This window comes from Pusillimonas sp. MFBS29, from assembly GCF_020687695.1.
Lineage (GTDB): Bacteria > Pseudomonadota > Gammaproteobacteria > Burkholderiales > Burkholderiaceae_B > Pusillimonas_C.
Genome location: NZ_JAJEWL010000007.1, coordinates 114,100 through 137,402 on the forward strand (window position 1 = coordinate 114,100; position 23,303 = coordinate 137,402).

Genomic DNA, 23,303 nt, shown 5'->3' on the forward strand with positions numbered 1-23,303 from the left:
TGAGCTCACTCCTGCATCAGCTTTAGGTAATGGCGCCAGATACCCCTTTGTGGCACTTCATCGGTGACATGGCCCACGGTATATCCGTTCTCGTCTTTGCGCTCGCGGAGCTGCCCGCGCGATAAGACCAACCATTCCGGGTCACGTACCCATGCGCCGCGGTGGTTACGTTCGTACATCTCGGTATCGTCGGCCAGCAGCATCCCTGCTGGTCCGACCGAGCCCATGGTCTGTTGCCGCAAGCGACGATTGATCTCGGGCGCGTCTTTGAACTGCACCGCCGTGACATGCTGGATAGTTTCATCCACGGCCACCGGCTGCAGTACGAAGATCTGGATTTCGGCAATGAAGAGATTTGGGAAAATCATGGTGTGAGGCGTGCCGTCGATCATGATCTTGCGAGCGCGCTCTGGACCGTAGGCCTCCTCCATCGCCTTCACATAGGCAGGTTGCTGCTCGGCCGACGAGCCGAACCAGTGCAACGGTTTATCGATCCTGCGCCATTCGCCGCGCAGGTCAAATTCCGTGTGGCCGTTGCCATAATCGCGGGTCAGTGCACTGGAATCTTTGCTATACAGCTCGGCTATGCGAGTGCTCGTGACCTGGAAGATGGAGCCATGCACGAAGCCGGGGTGATAGCCGTCGGTCTCGTTCTCGAGCATGAACTTCCAGTTTGCTTTGGTGCGATGCTTCAGGTAGCCCGCCCTCAGGTCGAGCTCACCAGCCGGTGAGTTGTCGCACAGCTGATCAATGGCTGCCTTAGCGCCACCTAGGTGCTCGTCGAGGCTCGGGCCGGTTTCTGCGAAAGAGCCGAACACAAAGCCACGGTAGATGCCGAGGCGCGGCACCTTGCCCAGGCCGAGGCCTTCCTTCGACATGCCCTCATAGCCGTCTGGCAAGGCAACTCCCATGAGGTCACCGGTATTCGAGAAGGTCCATGCGTGGTACGGACAGGTGAACGTCGAGCGATTGCCTTCCTTGTAAGCACAGAGCTGATTGCCCCGGTGCGGGCACTTGTTCAGGAGCAGACGGATCTCGCCGTGACGATCACGCAACAGCAGCACAGGTGTAGTGCCGATGCTTTTCGTGATGTAGTCATTCCGGTTGGGCACTTCGCTAACATGCCCCACATACACCCAAGTCGTGTTCCAGATCTTCTCTATTTCTTCCTGAAAAATCTCTTTGTCGATATAGAGCCTGCTGTTGACCCTGGCGGGCTGAATTAGCGCGCTGTAGTCGATTTCGTCGGTGGTAATCGACATTTCTACCTCCTTTTTTAGAAAATATAATACGAACGGTCGATCTTTTATAGTCTATTTAATTCTCGAATGTCAATACTAGAAATGAAGTTTGAATCGATACCCTAGTATGCATGTTGAGTATGGAAAACCCCTAGTTCAAAGCCTATTCATTCATAAAACAAGATCTAAATAATTGAAATTTATAGGTTTAATATTGATCATCTTGATGCTAGATATTCTCGATATCAATGACGATGGTCTAGTCAATTGGCAAAGTCGCTGTTAAATTAAACGAACGGACGATTAATCATAAGCCCTATTGCTGGGGTATTTCTACCAACTGGAGATAACCATGAACGCTAAGAAAGTACTAATAACTGGCTTGGTCGCGCTCGGCGTTGCCATGCCGGCCGCCGCGGAGCTCAGGCTCGGCGCTTCGCTGTCGGCCACCGGCCCAGCCGGCACTCTCGGCGACCTAGAGACGCGAACGCTGGAAATGCTGGTCGAGGAAATCAATTCGAAAGGCGGAATTGATGGCGCAAAGATTCGACTCTTCATGTACGACGACGGCAGCGATGCAAACAAGTCGCGCACTTTTGCCACACGCCTGATCGAAGATGACGAAGTGCAGGCTATTATCGGCGGGACGACTACAGGGACTTCGATGTCGATTTCATCGGTGGCAGAAGATGCCGAGATTCCCTTTATTTCACTGGCCGGAGGTCTAGAAATCATTGATCCAGTGAAGCCTTACACGTTCAAGACCCCGCACACCGATCGCATGGCCTGCGCAAAAATCTTCGACGACATGCAAAAAAACAGTTGGACAAATGCTGCGCTTATCGGCTCGACCGATGGTTTCGGCGCGTCGATGCAGGCCCAATGCAAGGCCGTTGCACCTGATTACGGCATCAAGATTGTTGCCGACGAAACGTACGATCCGCGCGACGTCGATATGACGGCGCAACTAGCCAAGATTCGCAGCACGGCTGATGTGCATGCAGTGATCAATGCCGGCTTCGGGCAAAGCGCCGCGGTCATGGCTCGCAATTATCGGCAGATGGGCATGGAGCTACCGTACTATGCCTCGCACGGCAATGCCTCGCAAGGCTACATCGACTTGGCTGGCGCCGATGTATTGGAGGGCGTGCGCCTGCCGGGCACAGCACTTCTGGTTGCTAGCATGCTGGCCGAAAACGATCCACAGAAAGCCCCTTCCATGGCGTACAAGAAGGCTTTCGAAGAGCGCACCGGCATGCCGGTGGGCACTTTTGGCGGCTACGCATATGACGCCTTCCGTATCTTGATGGATGCCGTCTCTCGCGCAAAATCAGCCGACCCCGCTGACATCCGTAATGCCATCGAAGAAACGAAAGGTCTGGTTGGCACGACCGGTATCTACACCTTCTCACCTACTGATCATCTGGGCCTAGATCTTTCCGCTTTCCGCCTTCTGCAGATCCGCGACGGAAAGTGGCACATCATCGACTAAGCCCCTGACCGAACTGGCGGTCCTGCTTAGCGTGCTGGGCGGGCCGCGTTTATCTCTCGACACTTTATCGGAGATCCTATGTCGGAACTCACGCAATTTCTGTTTTCCGGGCTGACGGTCGGCGCAGTGTATGCACTGGTCGCGCTGGGCTTCGCCATCATCTACAACGCGACCGACGTCGTTAACTTTGCCCAAGGCGAGTTTGTGATGCTGGGCGGCATGCTGACCGTCTTTGCGTATACCTCGGGGTTCAACCTGCCTCTGGCCGCCCTAGCTGCCATCGCCATCACTGCGCTGGCGGGCGTGCTACTCAACAAGTTTGCGATTGAACCGGCACGGAGCGCCTCGGTGGTTGGGCTTATCATTATCACGATCGGCGCGTCGATCTTCATTCGCGGGGTCGCTCAAGTACTATTCGGCAAGCAAGTTCACAGCCTGCCTGCATTCTCGGGGGACAACCCGATACATTTGATGGGCGCAACCATCTTGCCGCAAAGCCTGTGGACCATCGGCGGAGGCATCGTCGTGTTCATCGCGCTGTGGATCTTCTTCACCAAAACACTGACTGGAAAGGGCCTGCTGGCGACATCGAACAACCGCCTTGCTGCACGTCTGGTAGGCATCAACACCAATTTGATCATGACGCTTTCGTTTGCACTCTCAGCAGCCATTGGCGCGCTGGCGGGCGTACTGATTACCCCGATTACGTTGACCTCTTACGACATTGGCTTGTTTCTGGCGCTTAAAGGATTCGCCGCCGCCATGCTGGGCGGAATGGGTAACCCTAAGGGCGCGCTTGCGGGCGGCTTGCTGCTGGGACTGCTCGAATCAGTGACGGCGGGCTACATCTCATCACAGTACAAAGACGCTGCGGCGTTCATTTTGATTCTTGCAGTGCTGTTCTTCATGCCGCAAGGGCTGTTCGGGCGTAAATCTGCGGAGCGGGTGTAAGCATGACGATTTCTGCCAAGTATCGAACGCTCATAGTACTAGCGCTTATTATTGCGCTGGCACCTCTGTTCTTCCCATCTGCCTATTATTTCCGGGTGGGCTCGACGCTGTTCGTGAACGCGATCGCGGTCATGGGCATCGTGATTCTCACTGGTTATGCAGGCCAGATTAGTCTTGGCCATGCGGGCTTTGCGGGGATCGGCGGCTATACCTGTGCACTTGCCCCAGTTTATTGGAACGTGCCTCCTGCGCTGGCCATCGTGTTAGGTATGCTCTTTTCCGGCGTGCTCGCCTGGCTCGTGGGGCGGCCAATTCTCCGGCTGAAAGGCTATTACCTGGGGGTAGCTTCGCTCGGGTTCGGAATCCTAATAGGCATGACGCTCAATAACGAGCGCCATCTAACAAAGGGGCCGGATGGTATAAGCGTGCCCGACCTGGGCTTGCGTAGCCTGCTCAAAGATTGGGGGCTGAACCTCTCGAACGGCGAGTTCTGGTATGCCGCCACCGGGGTTACCTTGCTGACCGGCGCGTGGCTCGCCCAGAATATACGTCACAGCCCTACGGGGCGTGCCCTACGCGCTGTGCACGGATCTGAGGTCGCTGCCAGCACCGTTGGTGTCGACATTGCGGCGGCCAAGTTGCGCGCGTTTGTCGTCTCTGCCCTTTACGCATCGGTCTCCGGCTCATTGCTCGCCCTGCAGAACCGCTTCATTACACCCGATGCAGCGAGCTTCATGCATTCGATCGAGATGGTCACCATGGCGGTACTAGGTGGTGTCGGTTCGGTGGCCGGTGCCGTAGTGGGTGCAGGAATCCTCACACTACTTCCGCAAATTCTGACCATATTCGCAGAGTATCAGGCCATCATCCTAGGCCTCACCATGATGACAGTGATGATTTTCCTACCTCAAGGACTGATTCCATCAGTACTTCGCATCTTTCGAGGAAGAAGAAAATGAGCCTTCTAAAAGTCGACGGATTAGGTATTTCATTTGGTGGTCTGCGCGCAGTGCATGACGTAAGTTTTTCTCTCCAGCGTGGGGAGGTGGTGTCGATAATCGGACCTAACGGCGCGGGTAAGACCACGCTGTTCAATATCGTGTCGGGCATTTATCAGGCTGACACTGGCTCCGTGACGCTCGACCAAGAAGTCGTGACCGGCATGGCACCCTACCTGCTCGCCCGGCGTGGCCTGTCGCGCACTTTTCAGAATCTGCAGATCTTTCAGAACATGACGGTTCTAGAGAACGCAATGACCGGTTTCCATCTTCAAGAAGCTGGTCCCCTTCTTCCCGATCTGTTCAACCTACCCTCATCACGCTCCCGGGCGCGCCGCGCAGAAGAAGGCGCACGAGCACTGTTGGAGCGCGTGGGTTTAGGGCGTGCGGCGGAGCGGGAGGCCAGCAGCCTGTCTTATGGTTCGCTCAAACGATTGGAGATCGCCCGCGCACTTGCAATGGAACCCAAGGTATTGCTACTTGATGAGCCGGCTGCAGGCTGCAATGCCGTTGAAACCTCAGAGATCGACGAGCTGATTACCGAAGTAGCCGCCAATGGAATTGCTGTATTACTGGTGGAGCATGACATGAAGATGGTCATGCGCATCTCAAAGCATATTGTGGTACTTGATCAAGGCCAGAAGATTGCCGAAGGCTCACCAGCGGAGGTCAGTCGGAATCCGACAGTCATCGCCGCCTACTTGGGCAACGAAACACAAGGAGAGTTGGCATGCTGACCGTACAAGAGCTTCGTTCCTGTTACGGACGCATTGAAGTACTGCACGGCATCGACCTACACGTAAACAGTGGTGAGATCGTGGCCGTAGTGGGTGCCAATGGTGCTGGTAAAACTACTTTATTGCGCTGCCTGTCAGGCGTGCAGCCGGTCTCGGCAGGCACAATCACGTTCCGAGGAGAAAATCTCACGACCGTCGCAGCTCATCTTCGCATCGGACGCGGCCTGGCTCATTCTCCCGAAGGCCGGCAGGTATTCACTAATCTAAGCGTAGAAGAGAACCTTCGATTGGGCGCCTATATCTTCGACGATGACCGTGTTGAGAAAGACATGGAAGACGCATTTCAGATGTTTCCGATTCTCAAAGAAAAGCGCAATGTGATGGCGGGAGGGTTATCGGGCGGCCAGCAACAGATGCTAGCGATTACACGCGCTTTGATGGGACGACCATCATGCCTACTGCTTGATGAGCCTTCGATGGGACTAGCACCCATCATCGTCCAGCAGATTTTCGACGTGATACGTGAGCTTAAATCGCTCGGGGTGACCGTACTGCTTGTGGAGCAGAATGCCTATGGAGCTCTGAACATTTCGGATCGAGGTTATGTTATGGAGACCGGCACCGTCACGCTAGACGGAACTGCCGAAAGCCTGATTGCCGATGAACGCGTTCGATCGGCTTATCTTGGTATGTAATACCTGATACTGGCGGTTAGATCTGCCAAATTGCGACGCAATGTTCTGGCCGCTATACTTCGAACGGACGGTCTAATTTCAAGAACGACGCCTTTGCGAGGTGACTCGCACTCACTTATTTGGAGATGTTTTGGCCCGCACTCGCTCTTCAGACTACGATAATATTCGTGACGATATTATGGAAAGCGCCGCAAAGCTCTTTGCTCGGCAGGGCTATTCGGCGACTTCAATCGGCGACATCGCTCATGCTTGCGATTGTTCGAAGTCTCGCCTGTACCACTATTTTGATAATAAAGAAGCCATTCTCCATGATATGCTCACCACGCATGTTGATGAATTGCTTGAACGATGCCGCGAGGTCATCAGCACAGAAGAGCCTAGAAATCATTTCATAAAAATCGTCAAACTCTTCCTTAAAATTTATGCGACTTCGCGTAATCAGCATGTGGTCATGCTGACCTGCCTTGATGCGTTATCACAAGAACACCGAGCAGCACTGATTACCAAGCAACGCGAGCTGATAGCGTTTATTCGCGATACGCTCCTGCAGCATCGCCCCGATATGAAGGGCAATCAGAAGCTGCTGCGTGTTGACACCATGCTCTTCTTTGGCATGATCAACTTCACCTATACTTGGTACAAGGCCGATGGAGCCGTCGCACCTGAGGAACTGGCAGAACGCGCCGTGGAGTTATTCTTGGAAGGCTATACCCATATTCCTGCCAAACTTTAGGTTGAGCAGCCCGGCGGGTTTCTTTACCCCGGTTGTTCAAACGATCAACGCCCCTTAGGGGCGCTGTTTAGCTCCAGAAGGCGGAAATCAGCTTACGCGCGTAGCAGCGCCATGGGATCGAAGTCAGGTCGGCTGATCAGATCAGGATTGATTTCTTTGCCAGCCTCCAGCAGTTTTTTGCCCAACATATACGCGCGGCCATCGTTAAGCGCATCAACCGCGATCAAGCGATTATTTCGGAAATACCAGTTGGAATGCCCTTTCTCGGACGCTCGACTGACCACTCTGTCGTAACCACGGCTCAAGCCCACGATCTGCAATTTCGTATTATATTGATCGGACCAAAACCAGGGCACCGGTTCGTACGGCTGTGCGGTTCCCAGCATGTCATAGGCCACGGTTTCCGCCTGATCAATGGCGTTCTGCACGCTTTCCAATGTGACGGAGGCGCCCAACAGAGGTAGCCGGGTGCAGTCGCCTGCGGCCCAGATGTCTGGAGCCGACGTACGTCCAAATTGATCCACCACGATGCCCGTGTCGCAGCACATGCCGGCAGCTCCCGCCAGGCGCGTGTCGGGAAGCACTCCCACGCCGACCACCACCAGGTCGCATTCCAGCCGAACTCCGTTATCGAGGGTCACCGCCCTGAGGGCTTCACTTCCTTCTGTGCCCACGACCGAGCGGCCTTCGTGGATGGCGACACCGTTCTGCTTGTGCAGTTCACAGATGGCATCGGCCGTTTCGACGCAAGCCACGCGTTCAAGAACACGTGGCGCCCGCTCGATGACATCGACCCGCAAGCCCACCTGTGCTGCAACGGCAGCGGTTTCCAGGCCAATATAGCCACCGCCCACAATCAGAAGGCGAGCGCCTGGAGAGAATGTTGCGCGCAATTTATCCACATCGGCAAGGTTGCGCAATTCAAAAACGTTTGTGCGGTTCTGGAATTCCTCAGGCAGGGGGCGGGGCCGTGCGCCCGTGGTGAGCGCCAGCTTGGTCCAAGAATAGGTTTCGTCCCCCCAGACCAGCGAACGATCCGCTGGCGACAACTTCTGTACTGCCCGCCCTAATCTAAGCCATATTCCTTGTTCCTGCCAGAACTCGAGAGGACGCAGCCAAAGCCGTTCTCTATCCCATTCGCCCGAGAGATACTTCTTGGACAATGGCGGCCGCTGATAGGGCGGATCGTTTTCATTGCCGTAAATCGTGATCTGGCCATCGTACCCGTTTTTACGCAAGCAGATGGCCAGCGCCGCGCCGGCTTGGCCCGCTCCTACAATCGCCACGTGTTCCATATCACTCCTCCTGCTTCTTCCAATTAATAAATCGGTCGTTCAATTTATTATACGGCATGTTGGCGGGTTTGCTACTGAATTCCGGTTTTAATATGAAACATGGCTGCTACTTCCGCTTCAATTGTCCAACTAATTGGGGTCAGTTCAATAAATGGGGAAGAGCCTGTCGTCACACGGCTGGACGGTACAAAGTAAGGCATAATTTGGTGGGCGGTACTGGGTTCGAACCAGTGACCCCTGCCGTGTGAAGGCAGTGCTCTACCACTGAGCTAACCGCCCGGAAGCCCGAAGAATACGGGCTTTCGAGAATAGAGGCGGAATTTTATCACAAGTGCATGGCCTGACACCCTGCCATCACGCCTCTTGCGCAGCCCGCCATACGCAGGGTTTGCCCGCCGCCTTGTCCAGCGCGTCCAGATAGGCATCATGCGCCTGCAAGGCAGCCGCGTCGGCCGCAACGACCTTCAGCACCGACGCATCGAACTGCTCGAGTCGTATGCCGTCGGCGCCGGCGCCGCCGTCATCTTCAAAGTCCATCAGCAGGGCATCCTGCCCGCGCGTCATGGCCAGCCAGACATCGGCCAGCAGCTCGGAGTCGAGCAAGGCGCCGTGCAAGGTACGATGGGCGTTCGAAATTCCGTAGCGCTCGCATAGCGCATCCAGCGAGTTGCGTTTGCCCGGATGGAGCTCGCGGGCGTAAAGCAGCGAGTCGGTGATCTTGCCGCACAGGGTATTGAATAGCGGCAACCCGGCGCGGGTCAGTTCGGCATTCAGGAATTTGACGTCAAAGGCGGCGTTGTGAATGATCACTTCCGCTCCCTTCACGTAATCGACCAGTTGCTGTGCAACCTCTTCGAAACGGGGATGGCCGGACAGGAATTCGGTGGTCAGGCCGTGTACGGCCAGGGCTTCCGGATCGCTGTCGCGGTCGGGGTTCAGGTACAAGTGCAGATGCCGTCCTGTAAGGCTGCGGTTTTCCAACTCGACACAAGCCAGCTCCACAATGCGGTGGCCCTGTGCCGGGTCCAGCCCGGTGGTTTCGGTATCAAGCATTATCTGACGCATAACTTCCTGTGTATCTATATGACTTAGTGAGCTGACGGTTCAGGCTGGGGCTCGACGGGGTGATCGGCCACGGCAACGGTGGCCCTGGATTTGACCGGCCCGGCTATCAAAGTGTAGGCCACGGGCACCACGAACAGTGTCAGGAGGGTACCCAGGCTCAGGCCGCCCACCAGTACCCAGCCGATTTGCTGGCGCGACTCGGCGCCCGCGCCGGCGGCGAATGCCAGTGGCAATACACCCAGCACCATGGCGCCGGTGGTCATCAGTATAGGCCGTAGCCGCATCACGCATGCCTGTACGACGGCTTCGAACATTTCCATGCCTTCGGCACGCAACTGATTGGTGAACTCAACGATCAGAATCCCGTGCTTGGTAATCAGGCCCACCAGGGTGATGAGTCCGATCTGGCTGTAAATGGACAGTGTTCCGCCGGTCAGCCACAGGGCGAGCAGCCCGCCGGTCATCGACAGCGGTACGGAAAGCATGATGATCAGCGGGTTGCGCCAGCTTTCGAACTGGGCGGCAAGCACCAGGTAGATGAAGGCCAGCGCCATGGCAAACACCAGGTAGATGCTGCCGGCTGAGTCGCGGAATTCGCGCGATTGGCCGTCCAGGTCCAGCTGCACGGTTGCGGGCAGCGTGTCGCGCGCAACCTGATTCATGTGTTCAAGCACTTCACCCAGTGCGTATCCGGGCGCGATGGACGCCTGCACCTTGACGGCACGCAGCCGGTTGAAGTGATTCAATGATTGCGGCGATACGCTTTCATAGACGTTCAGGAAGTTGGACATCTGCACCATGCCGCCTTCGTCGGTGCGCACATAGATATCGGAAATATCGGCCGGGTCGGCGCGGTCTTGCTTCTTGACCTGAACGATAACGTCGTATTGTTCGCCGCTGTCGCGAAAGCGGGTGACCTGACGCCCGCCCAGCATGGATTCCAACGTTCGGCCGACATCGCCCACATCCACGCCCACATCGGCCAGCTTGTCACGCTGAACCTCTACGCGCAGTTCGGGGGTGTTCAGTCGCAAGTCGGTGTCGATATTCTGCAAGCCGGGATAATCGCGCAAGATACTGACGAATTCGTTAACCATTCTATCCATTTCGGGATACGAGACCTGGCTCATAATCACGAAATCTATGGGTTTGGAGGTGGAGCGTTGCCCCAGCGACGGCGGGTTGACGGGGTAGGCCTTGACACCCGAAAGTGCCGAGAGATGCGGCTGCAGTTCGCTGGCTATGCTTTGCTGGGCCCGCTCGCGCTGATCCCAGGGCTTCAGGCGCATGATGACGATGCCGTCGGTAACGGTGGGAAAGCCAACGAAAGATTGGCTGGCCTCCATTTCCGGCACTGATTCATACAACTTCTCAACGCGCTCCACGCTTTGCATCATGTAATCGATGGTGGCCCCTTCCGGGCCATTGAGCATGCCGTAGATCACGCCACGATCTTCCAGCGGTGCCAGCTCGCTTTTAACCACTTTGAACAGCACGCCGCTGCAGGCAGCCACAGCCACTCCCAGCAACACTATGAGCAGACGATGACGCAAGGCGCGTGCCAGCCCGTTGCGGTAACTATTGGTCAGCCAGTCCAGAAAGTTTTCGATGAATAGATAGACACGGCCATGGCCGGCCTGATGACGCAGCATGGTCGAGCACATCATGGGTGTAAGGGTCAGTGCCACGAATCCCGATACCAGCACCGCACTGGCCAGCGTGAGCGCGAACTCGATGAACAGGCGTCCGGTGCGACCGGTGGCAAAGGCCAGCGGCGCGTAAACGGTCACCAGGGTAAGGGTCATGGCGACGATGGCAAAGCCGATTTCCTTGGCCCCCAGAAAGGCGGCTTCTATGCGTGTCTTGCCTTCTTCGATATGCCGGAAGATGTTCTCGAGCACAACGATGGCGTCATCCACCACCAGACCTATGGCCAGCACCATCGACAGCAAGGTAAGCGTGTTGATGGAAAAGCCCATGAAATACATGATGCCGCAGGCGCCGATGAGCGACACGGGGATGGTGACGATGGGAATCAGGCTGGCCCGCAGGCTGCGCAGGAAAAAGAATATGACCAGTACGACCAGAATAATGGCCTCGATCACGGTGGCATACACCGACTTGATGGATTCCTGAATGAACACCGACGAGTCGTAAGTCACCGCCAGTTTCATACCTGCCGGCAGGTTCTTGTTGATTTCCTCGACTTCCTGGCGCACGTAACTGGACAGCTCGAGCGGGTTGGCCGTGGCCTGCTTGGTGATGCCTATGGTCAGGCTGGAGCCCCCGTTGAAGCGCGCCAGCACCCGCTCATCCAGCGGTCCTATCTGCACATCGGCCACATCAGACAGACGCACCGGATAGCCATTCACAGTGGCCACAATGACATTGCGAAACTGTTCTGTCGATTGCAAGTCGGTGGATGACGTAACCGTGAACTCGCGCTGTTGCGATTCAATGCGTCCTGCAGGAATCAGCACGTTTTGCTGGCGCAGCGCCGTTTCCACGTCTTGTACGATCAGGCCGTAGGCCGCCAGTTTGGCACGGTCTATATAGATGCGCATGGACGGCAGCCGTTCGCCGTAGATGCGCACTTCGGCCGCGCCGGGCAATACCGACAGGCGCGTCTTGATATAGCGGTTTATGTAGTCCGACGCTTCCAGCTGGCTGTATGTACCCATGCCCACGCCCACATACACGATAGGCGAGGAATCGGCTTCGACCTTGCTGATAATGGGTTCGTCGATTTCATCGGGCAGGTAGCGCCGCGCGCGCGACACCTTGTCGCGCACATCGGCGGCGGCCGCATCGGGGTCGCGGCTAAGGTTGAACTTGATATTGATATAGCTGCGCTCTGACCGGCTGCGCGAGGTCATGACGTCTACGCCCTCAATACCGGCCAACTGGTCTTCCAGCGGCTTGGTCACCTGAGACTCGACCACCTCGGGTGAAGCGCCCTTGTAGTCGGTACGCACGGACACCACTGGCTCATCGATGGCGGGATATTCGCGCACGGTCAGCCTGTCGTAGGAGATCAGCCCGACCAGCACGATGATCAGTGACAGCACTGTGGCAAAGACCGGCCGCTTGATGCAAACTTCAGATAAGACCATGGCTGTGTCCGCCGATCAGGTGTTGGCGGGCGTGCTGGCGGATGGCGCGGCCTGAGGCTCGACCGCATCGCCGTCACGCACCTTCTGCAGCCCCGTCGTCAGAACCCGATCGCCCGCCTGGAGGCCTTCAAGCACTTCGATCTGGCCGCCGCGCCGCTCGCCCAGCTTGACCACAACGCGTTTGGCATGACCGTCTTCAACACGATAAACAAATTGTTGTTCGCCCGAAGGCACCAGCGATGTTTCAGGCACAACCAAACCTTGTGCATCGGCAAACTGCAAGCGCACGCGGGCGAACATGCCCGGGCGCAGCAATTCGTCGCCATTGGGCACTTCGGCACGCAACAGAATGGATCGCCCGCCTACGTCGACCAGGGGGCTGATCGCGCCGACCTCTCCTTCGCGCTGTTGTCCGGGCAGCGCATCAAAGCTGAGCGCCAGTCTGGCGCCGACCTGCACCTGTCCCAGAAACTGCTCGGGAATCCGAAAATCAACCTTAAGCGGATCGACCGATTCAATGGGGACCAGATCGATACCCGGGCTGACATAATCACCAACCGAAACGTTGCGCAGACCTATCATGCCGTCGAAAGGCGCCAGAATGGCGGTTTTCTCGAGCTGGGCCTTGGCGAGCGCAACGGCCGCCTGCTGCACTTTAAGCTGGCTGGCCGACTCATCACGTGCCTGCTTGCTGATGAACCCTTGTTTGGTCAGTTCCTCGGCACGCCGGTATTGGCTGCTGGCCAGACTGAGGTTGGCCTGAGCTTGCTGCAGCTGCGCCTTGGTTACGCTGTCGTCAAGACGCACCAGAACCTGGCCCTTGCTGACTTTTCCACCCTCTTCGAAGTTGATCTCGACGATCCGGCCGGTTACCTCGGGCCGCAGCATGACGGAGTTTTCAGAGCGCAAGGTACCTACCGCCGACACGCCACGTGCCAGGGGTATCTTTTTTACCGTTGCCACCTCGACCGCAATCGCCTTGCTGGCGGGCGCAGGCGTCGCCGCGACCGGCGTAGCGTCTTTGGGCGCGGTCGTGGCACGACCTTCGTACCAACGCAGACCGGCAGCGCCTATCACCAGCCCTGTTACCAGGACCAGCACGAAACCAACAAAGGAATTTTTCATCAGAAAAACGAAAGGACTATGCCAACACAATTGGTGACTTTAGCATTGGTTTGATTCTTTTTGCAGCAATATTAACCAATGCTTTGCCTTTGCAGCATGCGCGCGTGCTCGACCCCCTGATTGGCCAGCTCGTCGGCACGCTCGTTGCCCGGATCACCTGCGTGTCCGCGCACCCAGCGCCAGGTCAGCTCATGCAACGCCACCTCAGCTTCCAGCGCCTGCCAGAGATCCGCATTTTTTACGGGCTTTTTATCGGCAGTGCGCCAGCCACGCCGCTTCCAGTTGGCCAGCCATTCGTTCATGCCCTTTTGCACATACTGTGAATCGGTGTGCACCGTCACCTGACAGGGCCGCTTCAAGGCCTTCAATGCCTGAATGACAGCCATCAGCTCCATCCGGTTATTGGTGGTATCGGGCTCGCCACCGAACAGGGTTTTTTCATGACGGCCCTGGCGCAGCAAGGCGCCCCAGCCTCCCATGCCCGGATTGCCTTTACAAGCGCCGTCGGTCCAGATTTCAACTTGATTACTATTCATTGCTAGATTGTTTGTCTGCTGCTTGCTGAAAATGGCGGCCGGTGACAACCGCCTGACGCCTGACGCGTTTTGATTTGCTTTTCTTCCATTTGGGGCCCACCAGCCGCATGCCCGCCACTCGCTTGACGGCAGAGACCACATAGACGGCGCCGCATACCGGCCACCAGCGGTCACCGGCCTTTTCCATGAATGACCAGCGATTCAGCCAGAGCTGGTCGTTGCAAGGAGGTGCATAACATCCGAAGCGCCCACGATCGAGGTCGAAGGATAACAGCTTGAACCAATCCTTCAGCCTGTGCAGCGATACTTGCTGATCGGCCGGAATGGGCAGCAAGGGGTCAAGCCCGGGAATACGGTCGCTCACGCCCCATAGACTCCAGGGATTGAAGCCCGACACAACGATGCGCCCTTCCGGTACCAGCACGCGCTCGGCTTCGCGCAGGATCTGGTGCGGGTCGGTGGAGCACTCGAGCGTATGGGGCAGCACCAGCAAATCCACGCTTTGCGACTCGAACGGCAGAGACTCCGGATTGGCCACCACGACGGCGCCCTGTTCGGTCGCCTGCTCGAACAGCACTCGTGTGCGCCCCTTGAAAGGAATGCGGTTGGCTTGCAGCAGATCCCACTGTGGCAGACCAATTTGTATGGCATGATAGCCAAAAGCATTGCAGACCATAGCGTCTATCTGCTTTTGCTCCCAGCCTCGCGCATACAAGCCTGGTGGCGTGTCCAGCCACTCGGCAAGCTCTAAAATAAGAGGTTGATCCACCACATTGACTCCCTGGCGTTATGGTAACTACTGAACTTATCCCGGTACCCGCTTTCACGGACAACTATATATGGTTGGTATGCAAAGACGGCCATGCCGTCGTGGTAGACCCTGGCCAGTCTGCTCCGGTTCAGGCTGTTCTCGACGAGCACAATCTGGTGCTGGATGCCATTTTACTGACCCATCATCATGCAGACCACGTTGGCGGGGTGCTGGCATTACAACAGCGAACCGGTGCAACCGTCTATGGGCCGGCGTCGGAAAAGCTGCCCGCCTGCGACCACCGGCTTCAGGAAGGAGATACGGTACAATTTCCCGCTGTCGGGCTGCAACTGAGCGTGCTTGATGTGCCTGGCCATACTGCCGGACACATTGCCTATTTCGGCACACTGCCCTCGGGTAAACCCTTAGTTTTTTGTGGCGACACCTTGTTTGCGGCCGGTTGTGGCCGTTTATTTGAAGGCACGCCTGCCCAAATGCTGAATTCTCTGGGTAAACTACGGGCTTTGCCGCCCGAGACACTCGTGTGCTGTGCGCATGAGTACACCCTGGCAAATTTGCGCTGGGCCTTGCAGGTAGAGCCCGGCAATCCGGTATTGCAGCAAAGGTGGAAAGCAGATTCGCAGCTACGGTCTGATGGCGTGCCTACACTGCCGTCAACCATGGCGCTCGAGCTCGACACCAACCCTTTTTTGAGAGTATCGCAAACTTCTGTGGCAAAGGCGGCCGCCGACTATGCAAAGGCCAGGCTGGACACGTCCGTAGATATTTTTGCCTGTTTGCGCGAATGGAAAAATAATTTCTGATGAATTGCCAATGAACTGCTTACGACTATTCATTCTGCTTATCGTAGCAGTACTGGCCGGTTGTGCCACCCAGAACTCACAAGATCCATATGGTCACGCCAAAAAGCAGTACACGGCAGCCGAAACCTCCCGCACCATCGACCTGACACACCCGCCGCGCGACATGTGGGATCGCATACGACGCGGCTTTGCCATACCCAATCTCGACAGCGACCTGACTGAACAATGGACGCTGTATTACGCTTCGCATCCACAGTCGGTGCTGACCATGAGCGAGCGTGCCAGCAAATACCTGTATTACATCGTCGACGAACTCGAGCGCCGTGGCCTGCCCACCGAGCTGGCCCTGCTGCCCTTCGTCGAAAGCGCCTATAACCCCACGGCTTACTCGCGCGCCAAGGCTTCAGGCCTGTGGCAATTCATACCGAGTACGGGCCGGCAGTACAACCTGCAACAGGATTCGTGGCGCGACCAGCGGCGCGACCCTGTTGCATCGACCAATGCCGCCCTGGACTACCTGACCTATCTGTATGACTTTCAGGGCGACTGGTATCTGGCACTGGCCTCGTACAACTGGGGTGAAGGCTCGGTCAAGCGGGCAATGGAAAAAAACGCCAGTACTGGCATGCTGACCGATTACGCATCCATCAATATGCCGGCGGAAACGCGCAACTACGTGCCCAAGCTGCAAGCCATCAAGAATATTATTGCTGCGCCCGACAAGTTTGGCATCACGCTGCCCCCGGTCAGCAACACTCCCTATTTCACCGCCGTCAAGAAAAAGAAGGACATCGACATTGAGGTGGCGGCACAGCTGGCCGAAATGCCTCTCGAGGAATTCAAGGCCCTGAATGCCTCGTTCAATCGTCCCGTTATTCTGGCCGAGCACAACCCCACCCTGCTGCTGCCCACGGACCGCGTCGATATTTTCAATACGAACCTGCAGGCCTACAAGGGCGAGCTCAGCTCCTGGGATACCTACAAAAGCAAAAAGGGCGAATCGTATGCGGCCATCGCCAAGCGCCATGGCATCAGCCTGGGTACGCTGCGCGCCGCCAATGGCTTAAGCAAAAAACAAAGCCGCGCACTTGCGCAAACACTGCTGGTACCGGCCCGTCATTCACGTGGCAGCATCCAGCTGGCATCGCTGGAAGCACCGGCCAGCCCCAACACCGCCAGTGGCACGAAAGTAACCAGGAAGCAGGATGTGCGCGTGCTGCGGCGCGGGGCCAACGTACGCACTCACACCGTTAAAGGTGGCGATACCCTCTTTGCCCTGGCCAAACGCTACAACACCTCGGTCAATGAATTACGCAAGCTTAACAACCTGAAAGGTGACAAGCTGTCCAAGGGTAAACGGCTGCGCGTGCCCGGCACGGGCATACGCGGCTAAATATTTATACAAGAAAAGGATCATCTTATGGGTTTCCTGAACGGTAAACGCATTCTGGTTACGGGCGTACTGTCCAACCGCTCTATTGCCTACGGTATCGCACACGCCTGCAAAGAGCAGGGCGCCGAACTTGCCTTCACATATGTGGGCGAGCGCTTTAAAGAACGTGTGACTGAATATGCCAACGAATTGGGCAGCGATATCGTCATTTCCTGTGACGTATCCGAAGACGCACAGATCGAAACCGCCTTCAGCGAACTCAGGGAGCGCTGGGACGGCCTGGACGGCCTGGTGCACTCCATCGGCTTTGCGCCACGCGAATCCATTTCCGGCGACTTCCTCGACGGAATGACTCGCGAGAACTTCCGCATTGCGCACGATATTTCGGCGTACAGCTTTCCAGCCATGACCAAGGCCGCCCTGCCCCTGCTCAAAGGACGCAACAGCTCGGTGCTGACCCTGACCTACCTGGGTGCAGAAAAAGCCATCCCCAACTACAACACCATGGGACTGGCCAAGGCTTCGCTGGAAGCCAGCGTACGCTACATGGCGGCTTCACTGGGCCCCTTGGGCATACGCGCCAACGGTATTTCGGCCGGCCCCATCAAAACCCTGGCAGCCAGCGGCATCAAGGATTTTTCGACCATACTGAAGTTTGTCGAAACCCACGCCCCCCTGCGCCGCAACATCACCATCGAAGATGTCGGCAACGTGGCGGCATTCATGATGTCCGACCTGGCCGCTGGCATTACCGGTGAAATCACCCATGTAGACGGTGGTTTCTCTACCATCGTTCCAGGCATGGAATAAATCGGGCTTAAGGGAAGGCTTGCCCCGGCATGCCTTCCTGCCAGGGCGGATACTTGTGCATGATCCGCTCGAACAGGTCGCTTTGCATCCAGGCCTGCAACCACCGCGTCAGCCCTGCCCAGGGCTGAGCCAGAAACCAGTCCTTGTCCGTGTGCGCAAATTGCCGCACAAAAGGCGCGATGGCCATGTCGGCCAAGGCCGGACGGTTCCCAAAAAGATAGTCACTGGCTGTCAGCCGCTTATCAAGGTCGGCCAGCCAGCTTACAACGCTGTCACGATAATCGGTGCCGTTCACATCGTCGTAGCGCTGGGGATACTTGTAGCGATCCAGTGCATGCTTGAAGGGGCCGTCGCATTCGCCGATCAGGGCCTGCATCGCCTGTAGCGTACCCTGCTGCGGCGTCAGCCACAGGCCAGGATCATTTTGCTCCAAGGCCCAGAACATGATGTCCAGGCTCTGATCTACGACCTTGCCATCTGTGTCGATCAGGACGGGCACCGTTCCCTTCGGCGACGCGGTCAGCATGGCCTGCGGCTTGTTGCGCAGGACCACTTCCCGTAATTCACACGGACGCGCGCTGGCGGCAATGGCCAGCCGGGCCCGCATGGCATAGGGACAGCGCCGGAACGAATACAGGACGGGTTTCAAATGCGTACGCCGATATGGCGTTGACGACGTTTGCGGGCCAGTTCCACCTGCTTCTGGCGCTCGCGGAAACGCTGCAATTGCTCTTCGGTATGCGTGCCATGGCAATGCGGACAACTGACACCTTCTTCGTATAGCCCGGACGCCTTGTCTTGTGCGTCCAGCGGCAGCCTGCAGGCGCGACACAGTTCGTAGTCGCCCGGCTCGAGTCCGTGCCGCACGGAAACACGCTCGTCGAAAACAAAACAGTCACCGTCCCAGCGGCTTTCTTCTTCCGGCACCGTTTCCAGGTACTTCAATATACCGCCTTGCAGATGGTAGACCTCGTCAAAGCCCTGGGAGCGCAGATAGGCGGTGGATTTTTCGCAGCGAATGCCACCGGTGCAGAACATGGCCACCTTGGCACCCTTGCCCAGTACGCCGTCTTTGCCGGACTGCTCTTGCACCCATTTGGGAAACTCAGAGAAGCTGCTGGTGTGCGGATTGATCGCCCGGTTGAAAGTACCGATGGCAACCTCGTAGTCGTTGCGCGTATCAATGACCACGACATCAGGATCGTCGATCAGTGCGTTCCAGTCTTCGGGGCTGACATAGGTACCCGCCATGGTGTCGGGCTGGATATTGGGCACCCCCATGGTCACGATTTCGCGCTTGAGCTTGATCTTCAGGCGATAAAAGGGCATTTTTTCAGCCCATGATTCCTTGTGCTCGAGCGTGGCCAGACGCGGATCGCTGCGCAAATAGGCCAGCACGGCATCGATACCTTCTTGCGAACCCGCAATAGTACCGTTGATGCCTTCTTCGGCAAGCAACAACGTACCCTTGACCTGCTGCGAGTCGCAAAAGTCGAACAGCGGCTGCTGCATTGCCTTGAAATCGGAGAGCGTCACAAACTTATAGAGTGCCGCAACAATAAAATTAGCCATAACCTTGAAAGTGAGATCTGTAATGCCCTGGCCCGGACGAACCAGGCGCAACTGCCTCTATTTTAACGTTATCGTGCCCCGACACTAAGGATAGCCACGTTTCCATTACTATATTGGTACGTTCTGGACAACTCATAGGATTGCTTATGACACGCATATTGTTACTTGGCGCTGTCCTGGCCGCCGCCACGCTGGCCGGATGCGCTACCGGCACACAAGGCGCCGCGTCCAACACATCTGCCACATCAACTTCATCCAGCACCAACGGGCGAGAGTGCAATTCCGACCTGGCCGAATCAGCCGTAGGCCAGAAAGCCGATGCCACAGTACTGGAAAGCTACCGGAAGGAAGCCGGAGCCCAGTTGGCCCGCATACTCAGGCCGCGGGACGTCATCACCATGGAGTACAACCCGCAACGGCTGAACCTGCGCGTGGACGAACAAGATGTAGTAATCAGCGTAAACTGCAGCTAACTCCCTTCATTTACCTTACATTGGCGGTATGGATTCACTGACACAGGCCGTGCTTGGCGCCGGCATTCAAGGCGCCATGCTCGGCCGTTTTCATGGACGCAAGGCCTTGGTGGCCGGCGCCCTGCTGGGCACGCTTCCCGACCTGGATGTACTGATCGACTACGGCGACCCCGTGTTGAACATGATCAACCACCGGGGTTTCTCGCACTCATTATTCGTGCTGACTGCCGTGGCGGCGCTGATCACCTTATTGGCCCGGCGCTGGCGGCCCTGCCCGGATTACGGAGCCGGCCGCCTGTTTCTGGCCATTTGGCTGGTGCTGATCACCCACACCTTGCTGGATGCCTTTACCGCCTATGGCACCCAGCTGCTGTGGCCACTGATGCCTGTACCCACAGCGTGGTCCAGCCTGTTCATCATCGATCCCTTCTACACCCTGCCCTTGCTTGCGGTGGTCGTTGCCGGCCTGATCATGGGCGCACGCCCTGCCCTGACGCGTACCTTGTGCTGGGGATTGGCACTGAGCACCTGCTATCTGGCTGCCTCCGTCGCCGCCAAAATCACCATCGAAGCGCGTGTGCAGCACATGCTGGCCCAGAAGGGTGAAACCGTGGTGTCGGTATTTTCCACGCCTGAACCCTTCAACATTCTGCTTTGGCGAGTCGTTGCCCGTACAGCGGATGACCACTACATAGAAACCATAAGCAGCCTGCTGGACCGCAGCACGCCGGAACACATCAAGCTGCCGCTCAACACCGACCTGGCCGATGGCTTGTCGGGTTCCACGCAGCTGGCGGGCTTGCGCTGGTTTACTGGCGACTGGCTGCGCTACGATGTCATCAATGGCCAAATGGTGGCGTCGGACTTGCGCATGGGGCTGGCTACCGGCCACTATTCATTCCGCTTCGCAATGGCCGAGCGCACCGGCCCCAGCTACAGCTGGCAAGCCATCACACCCGTCTATTGGCCACGCGAGCGCGGCATGGCCGAACTGCGGCCCGTCATCCGGCGCGTCTGGCAACAAAAGCCACCATTACCGTTGGCACAGTGGGAGCAGAACATGACTGAACTACCGGTAGCGTCTCCGCCCGACCAGCCCTGAGCGGTCTACGCCATGCACACACCACAGATACCTGTTCCCGAAGACGAAATTGTCTTCACCGCCATACGCTCCCAGGGTGCGGGCGGACAGAACGTGAACAAGGTATCCAGTGCAATACACCTGCGCTTTTCCATTCCCGAGTCTTCCCTGCCCGAACCCGTCAAGGCAAGGCTGCTGGCCCTGCGCGACCATCGCATCACGGCAGAGGGAGTCGTGGTGATCAAGGCACAGAGCAGCCGCAGCCAGGAGCAAAACAAACTACAAGCCATTGCACGCCTGCAGGAACTGGTGGACAGCGTTTCCGCACCACCCAAGCCGCGCCGGCCAACCCGGCCCACCCTGGGCTCGCAGCGCAGGCGGCTGCAGCATAAAACCGCACGCGGCGAAGTCAAGCGCATGCGGGGCAAGGTGGATCCGGGAACGCATTAGGCGAACGATCCATGCTGCCAGGCAGCACACAAGCTGGTAAAGTGCTGAACAATCTCATGTTCATTCCAGGAAGCCGCCGCCATGACATCAGCCGCCACAGCCGGGCAGGAAACCTCGCCCAAGCCATGTATTTTCTGCGCCATAACAAGCAAGAAAATTCCGGCAAACATTGTTTATGAAGACGATGATTTCGTGGCCTTCCTGGATATTCATCCCATACGCCCCGGCCACGTGCTGATCGTCTCGCGTGCACATCACGCCTATTTCGACGACCTGCCGCCAGAGCTGGCCGCCCGCCTGATACAGCTGGGCCAGCGCTTTGCCAAGGCCATGAAAAGCATACACGGCGTCGAGCGCGTAGGCTTCCTGTGCACCGGCACCGACGTTGCCCACGTGCACGCACACCTGGTGCCTTTGTTTACTTCCACCGATGTTACATCGGTGGCCTATATCGAGCAGAAGGACCTGACCTTCAGGACTGCGCCACGGGCGTCAGACGAAGAGCTGAGTGTGCAGTCTGGGCGATTACGGGCTGCATTGGGAGAGTAGCGAACGAGCTACTTTCAACCCGATTTTTCTCAGACCCCACATCTTCTGGACAGCTCACAGAGCCTGACCGGCACCTGCCTTTACAGAATCCACCATCAAGACCTGCATGCCATGAGCTGACATTGTCAGCCCATGGCCCTCGCTATGGCTAACGAATACTGATAAGCCAGTCCAAGGCACGCAGTATTTACACCTATGTCCAAAGCATTCAAAGTCTGGTGAAATACCGCAGAATAAATCGAAAATCGAAATTAAGTTCCGTTTTTCGTAATTTTATCTATAAGCCACCCCTACAGGAGCACGAATAATGATGCGTATAGGCAAACTTAAGGCCCTAATTGTGTGTACCGCAACCATACTTGGCTTCGCCGCGACGGCACAGGCTCAGGACAAATGGCATTGGCGCCTGCAAAGCAATCTGAATACCGGTGAACCGGGCTACATTGCCGTCCAGGAGAAATTTGCCAAGCTGGCCACCGAAATGTCTGGCGGACGGATTACCTTCGACATCTTTCCGGTAGGCGCTCTTTTTCCCGTCAGTGACGGGCTTGAGGCGGTAGGCAGCGGTCTGGCCGAAGCGGCACTGCTTACCGGCGGATACTATGCGGGCAAAATCGGTCCTTTCGCCAGTCTGGAAAGCGGTGTACCCGGCGCCCTACGCACACCGTTGGAACGCTACAATTTCTTCTATAAAAAGGGCTTCATTGATCTGGCGCGAGAGGCCTACGGCAAGTACGGTGTTTATTATTTGGGGCCGCAACTCTCCCCGCGCTGGGACATCATATCCAAGAAACCCATTACCTCCATGGCTGATTTCAAGGGCCTGAAGATCCGCTCCTTTGGACTGGAGGCCAAATGGTATGAAAACATGGGTGCGCAGCCCGTATTCCTGGGTGGTGGCGAGATCTATACGGCACTGGCCACCGGAGTCATTGACGCTGCCCGGTGGTCCAGCCCCGCAGGCAACTACAACAACTCCTTTCACGAAGTTGCCAAGTACTATGTGCAGCCATCACCGCTGCCTGTGCCCAACAACTTTTTCGCTGTTAACAAACAAGCCTGGGATCAATTGCCTCCCGACATGCAGGCAATTCTGAATGAAGCCGCTATTGCATCCTCTTTCGACTATCTGGCCCTGGGCGATATGACTGATACCGCCGCCATGCAAAAAATGCAACAAGCGGGCGTCGAGATATCCACCATCCCGCCCGAGGAGTTTGCAAAGATGGAGGCAGCCGCACGCGAACTATGGCGCGCCTATGAAAAAGAGGGCGACCTTCCCGCTCGCGGTGTCAAGCTGCTCAACGAGTACCTGGCTGAACTGGGCCGTTAAGGTTGCAACATAGTAGAGGATGTGGATGCGCACACGCATCCACGTCCTTACCACATGTACTCCGTCTTCAACCTTGACTCAGAGAT

23 protein-coding genes and 1 tRNA gene are annotated in these 23,303 nt (G+C 56.9%); 14 read left to right on the forward strand and 10 right to left on the reverse strand.

What is annotated here, in order from left to right; all coding sequences use genetic code 11:
• Positions 1 to 5: 5 nt before the first annotated feature.
• The gene (locus tag LKR43_RS11620) at positions 6 to 1,262 is read right to left on the reverse strand and encodes a Rieske 2Fe-2S domain-containing protein (protein WP_227684230.1); all 1,257 of its coding nucleotides are present in this window, start codon (positions 1,260 to 1,262) and stop codon (positions 6 to 8) included.
• A gap of 331 nt (positions 1,263 to 1,593) precedes the next feature.
• Here LKR43_RS11620 and LKR43_RS11625 point away from each other — a divergent pair, with 331 nt between their 5' ends.
• The 6 genes from LKR43_RS11625 to LKR43_RS11650 all read left to right on the forward strand — a co-directional run bounded on the left by LKR43_RS11625 (position 1,594) and on the right by LKR43_RS11650 (position 6,847).
• Positions 1,594 to 2,733: an ABC transporter substrate-binding protein gene (locus tag LKR43_RS11625; protein WP_227684231.1), complete on the forward strand. Its 1,140-nt coding sequence runs from the start codon at positions 1,594 to 1,596 to the stop codon at positions 2,731 to 2,733.
• A gap of 78 nt (positions 2,734 to 2,811) precedes the next feature.
• The gene (locus LKR43_RS11630) at positions 2,812 to 3,684 is read left to right on the forward strand and encodes a branched-chain amino acid ABC transporter permease (protein WP_227684232.1); all 873 of its coding nucleotides are present in this window, start codon (positions 2,812 to 2,814) and stop codon (positions 3,682 to 3,684) included.
• 2 nt (positions 3,685 to 3,686) lie between these two features.
• Entirely contained in the window at positions 3,687 to 4,643 is a 957-nt protein-coding gene (locus LKR43_RS11635) for a branched-chain amino acid ABC transporter permease (protein ID WP_227684233.1), read from the forward strand.
• Positions 4,640 to 5,419 carry an ABC transporter ATP-binding protein gene (locus LKR43_RS11640; protein ID WP_227684234.1) on the forward strand — a complete coding sequence of 260 codons (780 nt, stop codon included), beginning with the start codon at positions 4,640 to 4,642 and terminating at the stop codon, positions 5,417 to 5,419. The genes LKR43_RS11635 and LKR43_RS11640 overlap by 4 nt, the downstream gene beginning before the upstream one ends.
• Positions 5,413 to 6,114, forward strand: coding sequence for an ABC transporter ATP-binding protein (locus LKR43_RS11645; RefSeq protein WP_227684235.1), 702 nt, complete (start codon positions 5,413 to 5,415; stop codon positions 6,112 to 6,114). Before LKR43_RS11640 ends, LKR43_RS11645 begins: the two co-directional genes overlap by 7 nt.
• A 130-nt stretch (positions 6,115 to 6,244) precedes the next feature.
• Positions 6,245 to 6,847, forward strand: a complete 603-nt coding sequence (locus LKR43_RS11650; RefSeq protein WP_227684236.1) for a TetR/AcrR family transcriptional regulator — start codon at positions 6,245 to 6,247, stop codon at positions 6,845 to 6,847.
• 92 nt (positions 6,848 to 6,939) lie between these two features.
• On the opposite strand, the gene LKR43_RS11655 is transcribed toward LKR43_RS11650, so the two are convergent.
• The 7 genes from LKR43_RS11655 to LKR43_RS11685 form a co-directional block, all read right to left on the reverse strand.
• The gene (locus LKR43_RS11655) at positions 6,940 to 8,142 is read right to left on the reverse strand and encodes an NAD(P)/FAD-dependent oxidoreductase (RefSeq protein WP_227684237.1); all 1,203 of its coding nucleotides are present in this window, start codon (positions 8,140 to 8,142) and stop codon (positions 6,940 to 6,942) included.
• 204 nt (positions 8,143 to 8,346) lie between these two features.
• Positions 8,347 to 8,421: transfer RNA gene (locus tag LKR43_RS11660), tRNA-Val, on the reverse strand.
• A 75-nt stretch (positions 8,422 to 8,496) separates the two neighbouring features.
• Positions 8,497 to 9,207 carry a DNA polymerase III subunit epsilon gene (gene dnaQ, locus LKR43_RS11665; protein ID WP_227684238.1) on the reverse strand — a complete coding sequence of 237 codons (711 nt, stop codon included), beginning with the start codon at positions 9,205 to 9,207 and terminating at the stop codon, positions 8,497 to 8,499.
• A 23-nt stretch (positions 9,208 to 9,230) separates the two neighbouring features.
• Positions 9,231 to 12,320 carry an efflux RND transporter permease subunit gene (locus LKR43_RS11670; protein ID WP_227684239.1) on the reverse strand — a complete coding sequence of 1,030 codons (3,090 nt, stop codon included), beginning with the start codon at positions 12,318 to 12,320 and terminating at the stop codon, positions 9,231 to 9,233.
• A gap of 15 nt (positions 12,321 to 12,335) precedes the next feature.
• Positions 12,336 to 13,445, reverse strand: a complete 1,110-nt coding sequence (locus LKR43_RS11675) for an efflux RND transporter periplasmic adaptor subunit (RefSeq protein ID WP_227684240.1) — start codon at positions 13,443 to 13,445, stop codon at positions 12,336 to 12,338.
• Positions 13,446 to 13,516: 71 nt separating this feature from the next.
• Positions 13,517 to 13,981, reverse strand: coding sequence for a ribonuclease HI (rnhA, locus tag LKR43_RS11680; protein WP_227684241.1), 465 nt, complete (start codon positions 13,979 to 13,981; stop codon positions 13,517 to 13,519).
• Positions 13,974 to 14,750, reverse strand: a complete 777-nt coding sequence (locus tag LKR43_RS11685; RefSeq protein WP_227684242.1) for a class I SAM-dependent methyltransferase — start codon at positions 14,748 to 14,750, stop codon at positions 13,974 to 13,976. Before LKR43_RS11685 ends, rnhA begins: the two co-directional genes overlap by 8 nt.
• 20 nt (positions 14,751 to 14,770) lie before the next feature.
• Between LKR43_RS11685 and gloB the strand changes: the two genes are divergently transcribed.
• Genes gloB through fabI form a run of 3 tightly spaced genes read left to right on the forward strand, consistent with a single transcriptional unit; the run spans position 14,771 to position 17,759 of the window.
• On the forward strand, positions 14,771 to 15,556 hold the full coding sequence (gene gloB / locus LKR43_RS11690; protein ID WP_227684243.1) for a hydroxyacylglutathione hydrolase: 786 nt from the start codon (positions 14,771 to 14,773) through the stop codon (positions 15,554 to 15,556).
• Positions 15,557 to 15,566: 10 nt separating this feature from the next.
• On the forward strand, positions 15,567 to 16,949 hold the full coding sequence (locus LKR43_RS11695; RefSeq protein WP_227684244.1) for a transglycosylase SLT domain-containing protein: 1,383 nt from the start codon (positions 15,567 to 15,569) through the stop codon (positions 16,947 to 16,949).
• Between the two features lie 27 nt (positions 16,950 to 16,976).
• On the forward strand, positions 16,977 to 17,759 hold the full coding sequence (fabI, locus tag LKR43_RS11700; protein WP_227684245.1) for an enoyl-ACP reductase FabI: 783 nt from the start codon (positions 16,977 to 16,979) through the stop codon (positions 17,757 to 17,759).
• A 7-nt stretch (positions 17,760 to 17,766) separates the two neighbouring features.
• Here fabI and LKR43_RS11705 read toward each other — a convergent pair whose 3' ends face one another.
• On the reverse strand, positions 17,767 to 18,366 hold the full coding sequence (locus LKR43_RS11705; RefSeq protein ID WP_255676052.1) for a glutathione S-transferase: 600 nt from the start codon (positions 18,364 to 18,366) through the stop codon (positions 17,767 to 17,769).
• 38 nt (positions 18,367 to 18,404) lie between these two features.
• On the reverse strand, positions 18,405 to 19,331 hold the full coding sequence (locus tag LKR43_RS11710; RefSeq protein ID WP_227684247.1) for a rhodanese-related sulfurtransferase: 927 nt from the start codon (positions 19,329 to 19,331) through the stop codon (positions 18,405 to 18,407).
• A gap of 146 nt (positions 19,332 to 19,477) precedes the next feature.
• Here LKR43_RS11710 and LKR43_RS11715 point away from each other — a divergent pair, with 146 nt between their 5' ends.
• The 5 genes from LKR43_RS11715 (at position 19,478) to dctP (ending at position 23,217) form a co-directional block, all read left to right on the forward strand.
• On the forward strand, positions 19,478 to 19,804 hold the full coding sequence (locus LKR43_RS11715) for an I78 family peptidase inhibitor (protein ID WP_227684248.1): 327 nt from the start codon (positions 19,478 to 19,480) through the stop codon (positions 19,802 to 19,804).
• Positions 19,805 to 19,832: 28 nt separating this feature from the next.
• Positions 19,833 to 20,906, forward strand: coding sequence for a metal-dependent hydrolase (locus LKR43_RS11720; RefSeq protein WP_227684249.1), 1,074 nt, complete (start codon positions 19,833 to 19,835; stop codon positions 20,904 to 20,906).
• Between the two features lie 12 nt (positions 20,907 to 20,918).
• Positions 20,919 to 21,335: an alternative ribosome rescue aminoacyl-tRNA hydrolase ArfB gene (arfB, locus tag LKR43_RS11725; RefSeq protein WP_227684250.1), complete on the forward strand. Its 417-nt coding sequence runs from the start codon at positions 20,919 to 20,921 to the stop codon at positions 21,333 to 21,335.
• 81 nt (positions 21,336 to 21,416) lie between these two features.
• Positions 21,417 to 21,884 carry an HIT family protein gene (locus LKR43_RS11730; RefSeq protein WP_227684251.1) on the forward strand — a complete coding sequence of 156 codons (468 nt, stop codon included), beginning with the start codon at positions 21,417 to 21,419 and terminating at the stop codon, positions 21,882 to 21,884.
• Positions 21,885 to 22,191: 307 nt separating this feature from the next.
• Positions 22,192 to 23,217 carry a TRAP transporter substrate-binding protein DctP gene (gene dctP, locus LKR43_RS11735; RefSeq protein ID WP_227684252.1) on the forward strand — a complete coding sequence of 342 codons (1,026 nt, stop codon included), beginning with the start codon at positions 22,192 to 22,194 and terminating at the stop codon, positions 23,215 to 23,217.
• Positions 23,218 to 23,303: the final 86 nt, after the last annotated feature.